The following is a 12,595-nucleotide window of genomic DNA, read 5'->3' as shown; positions in this document are numbered from 1 at the left end:
GAGCGCGGCGCGAGCTGTGCGGCCTTGCGTGGATTCAAGACCGCGCCTGCATGCAAGCGCATCTGCACGCGCGCACCGCAGCGCGGGAATACGCTCAGCCGATGACGCGTTCGAACGGCGGCAGGGCATCGATGATGCGCTTGCCGTAGCGCCGGCTCAGCAGGCGCGAGTCGAGGATGATGACGCGGCCGGTGTCGCTGGACGTGCGGATCAGGCGGCCGGCGAACTGGGTCAGCGTGCGCAGCGCATGCGGGATCGCGATCAAGTTGAAGGCGTTGTGGCCACGGCTTTCCAGCCACTCGCTGAGCGTCGAGGTCTGCGGGTCGGTCGGTACCGCGAACGGCACCTGGGTGATGACGACCGTCGTGCAGGCCTCGCCCGGCAGGTCGAGGCCTTCGCCGAACGAATTCAGGCCGAACAGTACCGAGCCCTTGCCGGCGGCGATGCGCGCGAGATGGTCGGCCACCGCCTGCGACTTGTTGCCGGTGCCCTGGACCAGGATCTGCCGGCGCTGCGCGTCGGGCATCAGTTCGGCGACCTTCTCCATCTTCCAGCGCGAGGTGAACAGCACCATGCTGCCTTTCTTCCAGTCGAGTTCGCGCACCAGGTAGTCGGCGACCGCCTTGGGATGGCCTTCGCGATCGTCGGGCGTCACCGGGAAGCGCGGCACGATCAGCTGCGCCTGCCGGGGCAGGTCGAACGGCGACGGCAGGCTGACGGTTTCGGCGTGGTCGGGCAGGCCGGTATCGATGGCGAACGATTGGAAGTCGCCGCCACCGGTCAGCGTCGCCGAGGTCATCACCACCGAGTCCACGTCCTTCCACAGCAGGCTGCGCAGCACCTGCGCGGCCGAGACCGGCGAGCAATGGCAGACCAGGTCGCCATCGCGGGTCTGGGTCAGCCAGCGCGCCATCGGCGGCTGGCCTTCGCGATCCTCGCGCCGCCAGCCCGACCACAGCGCGTGCTGCTGCTCGACCATTTCCAGCGCCATGCCGAGGTTGCGTTGCAGGCGCTCCTTGGTCGGATCGTCCTGCTTGGACTTGGCGACCATCTGTTGCGCGGCGTGGACCCAGTTGAACAGGCTTCGGGTGTCTTCGCCGAGTTCGTCGATCGCCGGGCGCCAGTCGTCCGGCAACTGGCCATGCGGCGCGCGCCACATCGGCTCGCGGTCACCGGGTTCGGGCGTCCATGCGCGTTCCAGTTCGACCCGGAACGCCTTCAGCAGCTTGGCCACGCGCGCGGCCAGTTCGACGGCTTCGTTGGGCAGCAGGTTGCTGATGCGGTCCTTGTCGACCAGCCGGTAACTGCTGGCGATCAGGATCTGCATGCGGCCGACGCGCTTGGCCATGTCGCCCATCGGCAAGCGCGCGGCGCCCTGGTCGATGGCGACGCTGGCAACGTGGTGGCCTTCGTCGAGCACCAGCAGCATCTCCGACGGGGCGGCCAACAGCGGCTGGCCGCTGTCGGCATCGCCCAGCGACAGCGACGACAGCAGCAGCGCGTGGTTGGTGACCACGATCTGCGCCTCGCGCACGCTGGTGCGCGCGCTGAGCACCGGGCATTGGGTGGCGTAACCGCAACGGCGGCCGGAGCAGCTCGATGCCGGCGTGGTGATCTGCGCACGCAGCGCCGGACCGACGACTTCGGGTGCGGCATCGAGATCGCCGTTCCACAGGTGGCCGGTGTAGGCCTCGAGCAGGCGTTGCGCGGTCTCGATCTCGAACGAGGCGAGCGGACGCTCGTACAACGGTTCCTCGTCGGGGAACATCGCGTCCTGGCTGGAACCGCCCTGCAGCTCGGCGGCGTTGCGCGTGCACAGGTAGCGGGTGCGGCCCTTGGCCAGCGCGACCCGCGCCGACAGCCCGGTTGCGCTGAGGAAGGCAGGGATGTCGCGTTCCACCAACTGCGACTGCAGCGCCACGGTGCCGGTGCTGATGACCAGCTTCTTCTTGGTCGCCAGCGCGATCGGCACGCCGGCGGTCAGGTAGCCCAGGCTCTTGCCGACGCCGGTCGGCGCCTCGGCGATGCCGATGCCGCCCGACGTCGCCAGCGCCCGCGAGACCACGCCGATCATCTGGCTCTGCGCGCGGCGCGTGCTGAAGCCGGGCGTATTGGCCTGCAGGCTGCTGTAGGCGGCGCGGATGTCGGTCTTCAGGGCCTCGGTCAGGACGCGTGCGCTGGCGGCCGGCTCGGCCGCCGTGGGGTGTTCGGTGTCGTCCATCGGTGCATTTTCCCATGTCCGGCGCATCGCTGCCGTCGCCCGGCGGCGGCATGGTCGGGTGCGGTGCAGGCGCGCACGGGCATGGCATACGCGGGAAGGGGCGCGCACGGTAAGGGCGCACGCGACCATCGCTTCAGCCGGGGACAGGCTGGTGCCGGCTATGCTGCTTGCCGCATTCACCCCCTGCGCCCGATCCGATGCCGTCGATGCCTGCACGCCGCCTCCGTCCCTTCCTGCGCCAGCGCCTGCCGGCCCTGCTGCTGACCAGCCTGGCCGTGCTGTTGGCGGGCTGTGGCGGCGGCCAGGCCGTGCAGGCACCGCCCCCGCCGGCCGCCGTGGTCGCGCCGGCCAAGGCACCACCGCTGCGGATCGGTCTGGCCCTGGGTGGCGGCGCGGCCAAGGGGTTCGCGCATATCGGCGTCATCAAGATGCTCGAAGCCAATGGCATCGACGCGCGCATCGTCAGCGGCACCAGTGCCGGCAGCGTCGTCGGCGCGCTGTATGCCAGCGGCATGGACCCGTTCAAGATGCAGGAACGAGCGGTGGCGCTCGACGAATCGTCGATTCGCGACGTGCGCCTGTTCGGGGGCGGCCTGGTGCAGGGCCAGGCACTGCAGGATTACGTCAATGCCGAGATCGGCAACCGCAGCATCGAGCGCATGCCGCGCCGTTTCGCCGCGGTCGCCACGCGCCTGGATACCGGCGACCGCACGGTGTTCGTCCGCGGCAATGCCGGCCAGGCGGTGCGTGCGTCCAGTAGCGTACCCGGCGTGTTCGAGCCGACCCGCATCGGCGAGCGGCAGTACGTCGATGGCGGCGTCGTCAGTCCGGTGCCGGTGGATGCCGCGCGCCAGCTCGGCGCCGAACTGGTCATCGCGGTCGACATCTCGACCAAGGCCAGCGGTGCCAATCCGGTCGGCATGCTCGGCATCGTCAACCAGTCGATCGCGATCATGGGCCAGAACCTCGGTCGCCAGGAACTGGCGCGTGCCGACGTGGTGATCCGCCCGCAGGTCAACGACATCGGCCCGGCCAGTTTCGAGCAGCGCAGCCAGGCGATCCTGCTCGGCGAACGCGCAGCGCTGGCGGCGATGCCGCAGATCCGCGCAAAGATCGAACAGTTGCAGGCCGAGCGCGCACGCAATGCCGCCCGTCAGCTGCCGGCGACACCGGCGCCCGCGCCGACCGACATCAACTGCGGCGACAGCTGGGTGCGCAAACTCAATCCGTTCTCGCGCGACAAGCCCTGCTGAGATCCTGTCCACGATCTGGCTGCGCTTGCCATCTGACGCGCGTGCGGTGCTCGGTTGCTCATGGTCCCGCACCTACGCTGCGCTTTCTTCGCCACCTGGCTGCGCTCGCGACAGCGCGTGATCAGGTGCTGAGCGGCCGCGCGTTACGGTCGCGGCGCGTTTGCGCAGAAGAGCCGCTCAGCGGCGCAAGGCGGCGGCGTAGGCGGCGTTGATCTGGGCCGAGCGCTGCTCGGCGAGCGCGCGGATCTCGGGCGCCAGGGTCGCGACCTTGTCCGGGTGGTATTGACTGATCCGGCGCTGGTAGGCGGCGCGGATGTCGTCGTCGCTGGCATCCCACGAGACCTCCAGTACGTCCCACCAGGCCTGCTCGGCGCCATCCGTCGCGGCCGCATCCGGTGCTTCGCGCGTCAGGGGGTCGTCGGGCAGGCTGTCGCGACCGAGGAAGGCGCTGATCAGCCAGTAGCCGATCGCCAGTCCGCTGATGCCGGCAAGGATCTCGAACAGGGTCATCGTGGCGGACGTGTCATGCGCTTGGCGGGCGTGTCGTCATGGTGTGTCGGGAACGTCTGCATCACGGCAGCGTGCTGGCGATCCGCTGGCGCGCGCTGCGCAGCGAGACGGCGTCGACGCGGTCGCTGGTGCTGCGGTCGCCTTCCGGTGTCGTGCGATCGCCTGCGGCACTCGCTGCATTCGCGACAGGGCTGGCATCAGGGGCATCGGCCTGGTCGTCGACCAGGCCCAGCAGGGACAGTCGTCGTTCGATATCGCGGCGCAGCCGTTGCTGCTGCTCGCGATCGAGCGTGCGCGCGGCGAAGTCCAGCGGATCGCCACGCAGGCCGCGGTGCTGGCACAGCCGGCGGAACAGGTTGATCGCATACGGCGGGCACAGCAGGGCTTCCACGGCGAGGCCGGCCAGTTGTCGGCGGGTCCATCCCAGCACGCGACGGCGTCGCAGCACGATCAGCAGCATCGCCAGCGTCAGCAGGTAGCTGGTCGCCAGCACCGCCAGCAACTGCACGGGATCGCGGCCGCCGAGCAGGATCGCCGGCAGTGCGACCAGCAGGCAGACCGCGACCAGCATGCAGCCGACGCGGATCGGCCACAGCGGGCGCACGAAGGCGTCGAGGTCGCGGGCCGAATCGACGGACGCCGCCGCCTCCACGGCCTCGCCGCCGCTGCGGGGTGCATGCAGCCAGCCGGCGCGGAACTGCGCCCGCATCGGAAGCAGCGGCGACGGCAGCCACAGGAAGCGCCCGCGCACTTCCAACCATGCGTCAGCGGTCACGTCCCAGCCGCGGCGGCGGCCGGAGACGATCAGGTCGTCGAAATGCAGCAACCGGGCCGCGTCGTGCAGGTAGAACACGAACAGGCCGAGTACCAGCAGCAGTTCCGCATGCGGCAGCAGGCCCGGCGGGATCATTCCGGCCGATTATCCCTGTCTTGGCCGGTGCCCTTGTCCTTGTCCTTGCCCTTGAACAGCTTCTTGAACGCCACGCCGATGCCGACGATGCCGAGCAGGACCAGCTTCCAGAACTTCGCCAGCGCGACCGCGATCGCGGCGAAGAAGCCCTTCTTCGAGGCCACGGCGGCGGCGCCACCGGTGATCAGCGCGGCCAGGCCGATCTCGGCAACGTGGTCGCCGGGCTTGAACTCGCTGTACTTCTCGCCATCGGCGAAGCTGTAGCCGGGCACCATCGCCTTGAACTGCGCGATCGACGCGTCCATGACCTCGGGATCGGTGACCAGCACCACCTCCATGACGCCGCGACGGCCGAGCAGGCGGGTGTTGTAGTTGATGACCTTGGACTGCGACGGCTCGGTCTGGCCCAGGATCGCCCACTCGAGTGCGTTGAGCTGCTTGTCGTACTGCGGCTTGAACGACCAGCCGAGGATGTTCAGCGTTTCCCAGCCGCGGCTGCGGCGCTCGACGTTGCCCTCCTCGGTGCCTTCGCGGATGCTGACCAGCATGTTGTCGGCATCGAGGACTTCGTCGTCCTTGATGTAGCCGATATCGCTGAAGCTGAAATACGCGACCCACGACAGGTCTTCGGCGGCGACCACGTACTGGTCGGTGCCGGTCGGCGGATTCTCGAACAGCACGTCGAGCTGGCGCGCACCCTCGGCGCCGAGGAAGGAATAGCCTTCGGGCACCTCGATGGTGGCGCGCTCGCCGATCTTGCCGATGGTTGGGCCGTGTTCCCACGGCAGTGCCGCGACCGGGTCCTGTTCTTCGGTGGCGGCGTCCTGCGCGCGGGTCATGCCGACGGGCAGCAGGCAGAGCAGCGCGGCCAGCGAGGCCGCGAAGAGGTGACGTGTCATTCCTTTGTCCTTTGTCGATCCGGGCACGGCCCCCTGTGATAAATGCCGCGGTCATGGATGCCGCCTATCGGTCATCCATGCCCGCGTCCCGTGCCGTGCCCCGCCAGGACGCGGGCGCAGCTTGCGCCAAGCCGGTGCGGCAGCGCAAGCGGATGTCCGCCGACCTCCAGTGCAGCCCATGCAATCCATGACCACGCGCCCCCGGGCGCGCTGCGCGCTTGGGCCAGGGCCTGTTAACGCTATTGATGTGTGTCGCACCGGCCCTGCGGGCGCGATTGACAAGGAAGAGCGAGGGCGCGTATGTCGATACGCAACGCAGCGATGACGCCGTCAAGCGTGGTCACAGGGCCGGCCCTTCGGGTGTTGTCTCCGAGGCCGCCATGCGGCGCCGCACGGCTTGAACTGACGGCCAGTCAGTCGCTGCGCCGCGCAACACCACCTGACGGCCTCGGAGACAGCATGCAGCAGACATCAATAGCGTTAACAGGCCCTAGTCCGGTTGCGAGGGTTTCCTCGATCGCACTGAACGCCGAATGCGCACCGCGTGCGGTCTCGGCGACGCCGGTCGCGAGGTAGGCCACGCCGGTGCCGGCGTCGCGATCGATCCACAGGCCCGACAGCAGACCGTAAGCATTGCCGGCATGGCCGACGCGGGAGCGGCGGTCGCCGAAGGGATCGTCGCGGCACTCGGCCTGATCGGTCGCCAGCGTCTGCGTCGCCAGGCCATAACGGCAGAGAAATCCATGGCTGATGCTGTCGGCAGTGTCTTCCTCGTACGTCACGCCGCCATCGCGGCCCTGTCGCCAGACCGGCGTCAGCAGCGTCTTCACGGACCGCGCCGACAGCAGGCGCACGCCGTCGACCTCGCCGTCGCCGAGCAGCAGCCGGCCGATCTTCGCCAGCCCGTTCGCGGAGATGCGCAGGCCGCCCTGCGGCGAGAAGGTCGCGCCATTGCGGCCGGCGCGCCATTGCCCGAGGTCGCAGTTGCCGTCGCTGGCGGGCACGACATTGCAGGCGGGCTTGCGACCGTGGTGGTCGTCGCGCACCGGCTGGCCGTCGCTGCCGTACAGCACGACCGCGCGCGCTGCGGTCGCGTCGTCGCAGGCGTCCAAGTTGTAGCAGCCGGCGATGCCCAGCGGCGCCAGCACCAGCCGCTGCATCAGCAGGTCGAAGCGCTCGCCGGTTGCCGATTCCATGACCGCGGCGACCAGGGGAAAGTTGAGATTGGTGTAGCGGAACCATGTCCCCGGCGCGTGCGCGTCGTCCCAGGCGCGCGGGTCCTGCACGACCTCGGCCAACGCGCCGTCCAGCGGCACCGCGTAGTAGCCGGCGGCGTCGGTCAGGCTGGCCCGGTGCGACAGCAGCAGGCGTAACGTGATCGGGATCCCGGGCCAGTGCGGATGACGCAGCGTCCAGCCCAGTTGCGTCGAGACATCCGCGTCGAGATCGAGCGTGCCGGCCTCGACCAGGCGCATGACGCCGATGGCGACGACCAGTTTGGAGATCGACGCGATCCGTGCCGGATCGTCGGCGCTGATCGCGCGTCCGGCGGCGACATCGGCCAGGCCGGTCGTCGTCGTCTCCGTGATGCCGGCGCGGTCGAACGCGACCCGGACGGTCGCGACCGGCTCGGCGGCCCGCAATGCGCTTATGGCCGGCAGGATCAGCATCAGCGCCAACGCCCACCACGGCGCCGAACGGATCGCCGCGCTTGGCGCATGGCTCGGCTGGGACCTGGATGGCGATGCGATGCGGGGCATGGCGGCTCCGGAGCGGTGACGAGGCGTCAATGTAGCGGATCGTTGGGGGGTGGATATCCGGACGGGGACGCCGGCTGGGCAGCCGTCGGGAGGCGGCGAGCGGCGGACGTGTCGCAGGGTGCGGGCGGGTGCGCGGGGGCTCGGCCCGGATCTGGCTCGCGGCTCGCTGTGGCGGGTGATGTGGCGGGTGATGGCCCGAACCGGCGGGTATCGCGCGCTGTTGGCGCCTGCCCCGACCGGCCGATCAGACCGGCAGATCCGGGCGCCGCATCGCAGCGTGCCACCTGCGCAACGGTCGTTTTGTGCTGCAATGCAACATAATTGGGGCATGACCTCCGTTGCCCTTCCCGACGCGAACACCGCGCCGCCGCTGCTGTCGCGCCGCGACTACGTCCTGATTCTGATCGCATTGGCCATGGGCGGCTTCGCCATCGGCACCAGCGAATTCGCGACGATGGGCCTGATGCCCAACATCGCGCGCGGCCTGGCGATCACCGAACCCCAGGTCGGCCACCTGATCAGCGCCTATGCGATGGGCGTCGTCGTCGGCGCGCCGCTGCTGGCGATCCTCGGCGGCCGCCTGCAGCGCAAGCCGCTGCTGCTGCTGTTGATGGGCTTCTATGCGCTGGGCAACTTCGCCAGTGCGCTCGCGCCCGGCTACGCCAGCATGCTGGTGTTCCGTTTCATCGCCGGTCTGCCACATGGTGCGTACTTCGGCGTTGCCGCGCTGGTGGCCGCTTCGGTCAGCCGGCCGGAAGCGCGCGGGCGCGCGGTCAGCCTGGTGATGATGGGCCTGACGCTGGCGCTGCTGCTGGGCAATCCACTGGCGACCTGGCTGGGCCAGCGCATGGACTGGCGCGATGCCTTCCATTTCGTCTCGGTCATCGCCCTGCTGACGGTCGTGCTGATCGCGTGGTGCCTGCCGGCGCATCGCGACGCCGACGCGCCGCATCCGCTGCGCGAACTGCGCGCGTTCAACCAGTCGCAGGTGTGGCTGGCGCTGGGCATTGGCGCGATTGGCTTCGCCGGCATGTTCTGCGTGTTCTCGTACCTGGCGCCGACGCTGCTGCAGGTCACTGGCGTGTCCGAGGCCTGGATACCGCTGGGCCTGATGGCATTCGGCATCGGTGGCGTCATCGGCAACATCGGTGGCGGCTGGCTGTTCGACCGGCTGGGCTTCCGTGCGGTCGGCATCGTGCTGTGCTGGTCGATCATCGTGCTGCTGGCGTTCCCGTTCGCGGCGCAGTCGTTGTGGACGGTGATCCCGGCCGTCATCGCGGTCGGCACGATGGTCGCGCTGGGCCCGATGCTGCAGATCCACCTGATGGACGTGGCGACCGGCGCGCAGACGCTGGCGGCGGCCTCGCACCATGCCGCGTTCAACGTGGCCAACGCGCTCGGCCCGTGGCTGGGTGGCATGGCCATCACCGCCGGCCTCGGCTGGACGGTCACCGGGTATGTCGGCGCGGCGACGGCCTTCGCCGGCCTGCTGATCTATCTGTGGGCGGCGCGTGACATCCGTGCTGCGCGCGAGTGCACCGCCTCGGCTTGAGGCAGGCACGGTGCTGGTGTCGCCACCGCTCGGCATTGTTGCGGCGGCGACGCGCCGGATTGTGGCCATCCCTCCCTTCGCGCGGAACGCATCCGTCACGTTCGCCCTCTGATCGGGCGGCGTTGATGGCGGGCATGCGGGCTTCCTGTTAGCGTCCCTGCATCGTCCGATGTGGAGTCGTGCATGGCCAGTGGCACGCAGGAACTGGAGTGGTTCGTCCGGGAGGCCCTGTCGCGCGGGCAATCGCGGGACGCGATCGAAGCGGCGCTGACCCAGGCCGGTTGGGCGCCGGAACAGATCCGCAGCGTCATGGCGGCCTATGCCGATGTCGCGTTCCCGGTGCCGGTCCCGCGACCCCGCCCCTATCTGTCGGCGCGCGAGGCGTTCCTGTACCTGGTGCTGTTCAGCACGCTCTACGTCTGGGCCTACCAGCTCGGCAGCCTGCTGTTCGACCTGATCAACCATGCGCTGCCCGATGCCGCCGATCCCGAGTACAAGGTCATGCGGCTGGGACATTCGATCCGCTGGGCCAGCGCGTCGGTGATCATCGCGTTCCCGGTGTTCGTCTTCGTCGCGCGACTGCTGGCGCGCGAGCTTGAGCGCAGTCCGGTCAAGCGGCTGTCGCCGGTGCGGCGCTGGTTGACCTACGTGACGCTGTTCATCGCCGCGGCGGTGCTGGTCGGCGACCTGATCACCCTGGTCTACAACCTGCTCGGTGGCGAGATCAGCCTGCGCTTCGTGCTGAAGGTGCTGGTGGCGGGCCTGATCTCCGGCGCGATCTTCAGCTACTACCTGATCGACCTGCGTCGCGAGGAGCGCGAACCATGACGCCGGCGCGCTATGGCCGCTGGCTGTTGATCGCGGGCGCGGTGGCGATCGTCGCGACCCTGGTGGCGGCGGTGCTGATCATGGGCACGCCGTCGGCGCAGCGCGACGCGCGGCTGGATGCACGCCGCGTCAGCGACCTGGCCGCCATCGAGAACGCGATCGACGCGTTCGGCGAAGGTCGCGCATTGCCCGGCACCCTGGCCGAACTCGGGCAGGACGCGGGTGCGCGATTGGCGCTGGTCGATCCGGTCGACGGCGCGGCCTACGGCTACGACATTGTCGGCGACGACGGCCGTTACCGCCTGTGCGCGCGCTTCGCTGCCGACAGCCGCGATGCGATCCGCAGGGGCGATGCCTGGCATGGTCGCCACTGGGATCACCCGGCCGGCGAGCATTGCTTCGACCGGCGCAAGGCCCGCGATCGCGAGCGCCGCAACGACGGCTGATCGCAGACCGGTCGCGCCGCTCAGCCGCGCAGCTGTGGGGGCGATGATGTGCTCAGTGCGCCTGCGCCGAGACGTCGACGAGGTTGCCCTGTTCTCGCGGCGAGGGCGCGTCTTCGCGTGGTTCGATCATCCGCAGCGGCAGACCCTGCCACCGGAACTCCAGCGCATCCTGCAAGGCCTGCAGGTTCTCCACTTCGTCGCAGAGCGCCTGCGCCTGGCGCTCCAGCGCGGTGCTGCGGGCCTCCATGCGCGCGTCGAATTCGGTTTCCATCTTCTCGGCGCGGCGCTCCATGCGTCCGGCGCCACCGGTCAGCATCTGCCACATCATGCTGCGGCCCAGGCTGTTGGACATGCGCTCGGCCGCGGCCTCGACGCGTTCCTCGAAGCCATCGCCAAACACGTCCTGGTCCCAGCGCCCGGTGCCGAGCGTACTTGCGACGTGCTGCAGCGCCTCGCTGCGCATGCGTTCGATGTCGCGTCCGCGCCGCCGGCTGCCGGTCATCACTTCGACCACGCCCGCCAGGGCATCGAACGCGATGTCGACCGATTCGTTGGCGATGCCGGTGACCTGCGGCATGACCCGCTGCGCACCCAATTCGATCTCGCGCAGGCGCGCCAGGTCGGCCTCGCTGGTCGGCTGCACCTTGCCATCGACGCTGAGCTCGCCGCTGCGGATGCGGATCTCGCGCGGCGTCCCTTCGGCGCGATACAGCCAGAGGCCGCCGCTGTCGACGAGTACGTTATAGGGCGTTGCCAGTCCGCAGCGGCTGGACGTGAAGTGCGGAACATCGCTGTCGTTGGGGTCGCTGCCGTTCGTGTCACTGCCGATATGCACGGTCTGCGCGCTGGCCGGTGCCGGCATCGCCAGCAGGGCGACCGCCATGCCTCCGCACAGCAAGCAGGCCTGCAGCAGGCCGGCGGTCATCGAGATCGGGGCAGGGCGCACGGAGGCTTCCGGAACGGCGTTGGCGAGGGTGCCAGCATCGGATGCAAGACGCATCAACGCACGTGCGGGAAGTCACGCGGACCATGGACAGGGGCGTGCCGGACCCGCTCGGCGCGTTGGCGACGCCGTCATTGCGATGCCGGGCCCGACGATGGCGGCGGCGATGGGCCGCGCGCTTCGATCAGTTGCTGTGCGCGCTCGGCCGTTGTTCGGCGCCGACCCGGCGGCGCACCGCGTCGACATCGCGCAATGCACGGACTTCGATGCAACCGGTGCCTGCCCACGGCAACGCACGCGCCAGTTCGATCGCATGCGCCAGGCTGTCGGCCTCGACCAGGTTGAAGCCGGCCAGCATTTCCTTGGTCTCGGCAAACGGACCGTCGAGCACGGTGGTCTTGCCGGCGCGGATGCGGACCGACTTCGCGGTCGCCGGGGCTTCCAGCTGCTGGAAGCCGAGCAGGGTGCCCTCGTCAGCCAGGGTGTCGGCGTGGGTCAGGCAGTGGTGCATCATGCGGTCGAACTCGCCATCGGGCAGCGCGTCGATCAGGGTGTCGTCGGTGTAGACCAGCAGCAGGTACTTCATGTGCTCTTGTCCTTGGTGGACCCGGGAACCAGGGACCGCGAGTGTGCACCAGCCGGCCCCGCGCGGGAATGAAGGAAGCGCGAGCGGGGGGACCGCGGATGCCGGCCGCTGGATGCGATCAGCCGGTCAGATAGCCCGACTCGCCACGCTGCAGCGGATCGGGCAGGGCTTCGCCGGTGGGCGTGAAACCCAGCGAGACCGAATTCAGGCAGTGGCGCTCGAAGCTTGGCGGCGGGCCGTCTGGGAATACGTGGCCCAGGTGGCCCCCGCAACGCGCGCAGACGATCTCGGTGCGGACCATGCCGTGGCTGGTGTCGCGGATCGTGCGCACATGGCTGGCATCGAACGGGGCAAAGAAGCTCGGCCAGCCGGTGCCGGATTCGAACTTGGTGCTGGACGCGAACAGCGGCAGCCCGCAGCAGCGGCAGGTGTAGACGCCCTCGCGCTTGTTGTCGAGGAACAGGCCGCAGAACGGCGCCTCGGTGCCGTGCGCCAGCAGCACCCTGCGCTCCTCGTCGCTGAGCGCGGCGACCAGGGCGTCGTACTGCGGGCGGTCCGGCGGAGTGAGGTCGAAGCGGCTCATACGGGGGGCTCCATGGACGGGGGCGAGAGAAGAGGCGAGGAGACGCCTCCCAAGATGCTGCCGCCGCGGGCATGTTTCAAGCCGGCATGGTTCAAACGTGGCGG

General features: G+C 69.5%; 12 protein-coding genes. 4 read left to right on the top strand and 8 right to left on the bottom strand.

What is annotated here, in order from left to right:
- Window positions 1-94 precede the first annotated feature (94 nt).
- Window positions 95-2,221: an ATP-dependent DNA helicase DinG gene (gene dinG / locus ACYX7E_RS01820; RefSeq protein ID WP_462078821.1), complete on the bottom strand. Its 2,127-nt coding sequence runs from the start codon at window positions 2,219-2,221 to the stop codon at window positions 95-97.
- Between the two features lie 197 nt (window positions 2,222-2,418).
- Between dinG and ACYX7E_RS01815 the strand changes: the two genes are divergently transcribed.
- Window positions 2,419-3,474, top strand: coding sequence for a patatin-like phospholipase family protein (locus tag ACYX7E_RS01815; RefSeq protein ID WP_462078820.1), 1,056 nt, complete (start codon window positions 2,419-2,421; stop codon window positions 3,472-3,474).
- A gap of 177 nt (window positions 3,475-3,651) precedes the next feature.
- On the opposite strand, the gene ACYX7E_RS01810 is transcribed toward ACYX7E_RS01815, so the two are convergent.
- The 4 genes from ACYX7E_RS01810 to ACYX7E_RS01795 form a co-directional block, all read right to left on the bottom strand.
- A complete protein-coding gene (locus tag ACYX7E_RS01810; protein ID WP_462078819.1) occupies window positions 3,652-3,984 on the bottom strand; it encodes a J domain-containing protein in 333 nt (110 codons plus the stop codon).
- A 61-nt stretch (window positions 3,985-4,045) separates the two neighbouring features.
- The gene (locus ACYX7E_RS01805) at window positions 4,046-4,894 is read right to left on the bottom strand and encodes a hypothetical protein (RefSeq protein ID WP_462078818.1); all 849 of its coding nucleotides are present in this window, start codon (window positions 4,892-4,894) and stop codon (window positions 4,046-4,048) included.
- The gene (locus ACYX7E_RS01800; protein WP_462078817.1) at window positions 4,891-5,793 is read right to left on the bottom strand and encodes a DUF2167 domain-containing protein; all 903 of its coding nucleotides are present in this window, start codon (window positions 5,791-5,793) and stop codon (window positions 4,891-4,893) included. Before ACYX7E_RS01800 ends, ACYX7E_RS01805 begins: the two co-directional genes overlap by 4 nt.
- A 413-nt stretch (window positions 5,794-6,206) precedes the next feature.
- Window positions 6,207-7,553 (bottom strand): serine hydrolase domain-containing protein, encoded by a 1,347-nt coding sequence (locus ACYX7E_RS01795; protein WP_462078816.1) that lies wholly within the window; start codon window positions 7,551-7,553, stop codon window positions 6,207-6,209.
- A 328-nt stretch (window positions 7,554-7,881) separates the two neighbouring features.
- Here ACYX7E_RS01795 and ACYX7E_RS01790 point away from each other — a divergent pair, with 328 nt between their 5' ends.
- From ACYX7E_RS01790 to ACYX7E_RS01780, 3 genes are all read left to right on the top strand, one after another.
- Entirely contained in the window at window positions 7,882-9,105 is a 1,224-nt protein-coding gene (locus ACYX7E_RS01790; protein ID WP_462078815.1) for an MFS transporter, read from the top strand.
- A 183-nt stretch (window positions 9,106-9,288) separates the two neighbouring features.
- Window positions 9,289-9,933 (top strand): DUF5671 domain-containing protein, encoded by a 645-nt coding sequence (locus tag ACYX7E_RS01785; protein WP_462078814.1) that lies wholly within the window; start codon window positions 9,289-9,291, stop codon window positions 9,931-9,933.
- Window positions 9,930-10,379 (top strand): hypothetical protein, encoded by a 450-nt coding sequence (locus ACYX7E_RS01780; protein WP_462078813.1) that lies wholly within the window; start codon window positions 9,930-9,932, stop codon window positions 10,377-10,379. Before ACYX7E_RS01785 ends, ACYX7E_RS01780 begins: the two co-directional genes overlap by 4 nt.
- 52 nt (window positions 10,380-10,431) lie before the next feature.
- Here ACYX7E_RS01780 and ACYX7E_RS01775 read toward each other — a convergent pair whose 3' ends face one another.
- The 3 genes from ACYX7E_RS01775 to msrB all read right to left on the bottom strand — a co-directional run bounded on the left by ACYX7E_RS01775 (window position 10,432) and on the right by msrB (window position 12,491).
- Complete coding sequence (locus ACYX7E_RS01775) at window positions 10,432-11,091, bottom strand: DUF2884 family protein (protein ID WP_462079054.1); 660 nt, start codon at window positions 11,089-11,091, stop codon at window positions 10,432-10,434.
- Between the two features lie 415 nt (window positions 11,092-11,506).
- Entirely contained in the window at window positions 11,507-11,908 is a 402-nt protein-coding gene (locus ACYX7E_RS01770) for a YciI family protein (protein WP_462078812.1), read from the bottom strand.
- Between the two features lie 118 nt (window positions 11,909-12,026).
- A complete protein-coding gene (msrB, locus tag ACYX7E_RS01765; protein ID WP_462078811.1) occupies window positions 12,027-12,491 on the bottom strand; it encodes a peptide-methionine (R)-S-oxide reductase MsrB in 465 nt (154 codons plus the stop codon).
- Window positions 12,492-12,595 lie beyond the last annotated feature (104 nt).

The sequence above is a fragment of the Luteimonas sp. RIT-PG2_3 genome (genome assembly GCF_054902115.1).
This window is presented reverse-complemented; position numbering and strand designations above follow the sequence as displayed.

Bases quoted from the DNA above. Each gene is read 5' to 3' on its own strand.
- dinG (WP_462078821.1), bottom strand. From the start codon at position 2,221: ATGGACGACACCGAACACCCCACGGCGGCCGAGCCGGCCGCCAGCGCA.
- ACYX7E_RS01780 (WP_462078813.1), top strand. From the start codon at position 9,930: ATGACGCCGGCGCGCTATGGCCGCTGGCTGTTGATCGCGGGCGCGGTG.
- ACYX7E_RS01790 (WP_462078815.1), top strand. From the start codon at position 7,882: ATGACCTCCGTTGCCCTTCCCGACGCGAACACCGCGCCGCCGCTGCTG.
- ACYX7E_RS01810 (WP_462078819.1), bottom strand. From the start codon at position 3,984: ATGACCCTGTTCGAGATCCTTGCCGGCATCAGCGGACTGGCGATCGGC.
- msrB (WP_462078811.1), bottom strand. From the start codon at position 12,491: ATGAGCCGCTTCGACCTCACTCCGCCGGACCGCCCGCAGTACGACGCC.
- ACYX7E_RS01795 (WP_462078816.1), bottom strand. From the start codon at position 7,553: ATGCCCCGCATCGCATCGCCATCCAGGTCCCAGCCGAGCCATGCGCCA.
- ACYX7E_RS01785 (WP_462078814.1), top strand. From the start codon at position 9,289: ATGGCCAGTGGCACGCAGGAACTGGAGTGGTTCGTCCGGGAGGCCCTG.
- ACYX7E_RS01815 (WP_462078820.1), top strand. From the start codon at position 2,419: ATGCCGTCGATGCCTGCACGCCGCCTCCGTCCCTTCCTGCGCCAGCGC.
- ACYX7E_RS01770 (WP_462078812.1), bottom strand. From the start codon at position 11,908: ATGAAGTACCTGCTGCTGGTCTACACCGACGACACCCTGATCGACGCG.
- ACYX7E_RS01805 (WP_462078818.1), bottom strand. From the start codon at position 4,894: ATGATCCCGCCGGGCCTGCTGCCGCATGCGGAACTGCTGCTGGTACTC.
- ACYX7E_RS01800 (WP_462078817.1), bottom strand. From the start codon at position 5,793: ATGACACGTCACCTCTTCGCGGCCTCGCTGGCCGCGCTGCTCTGCCTG.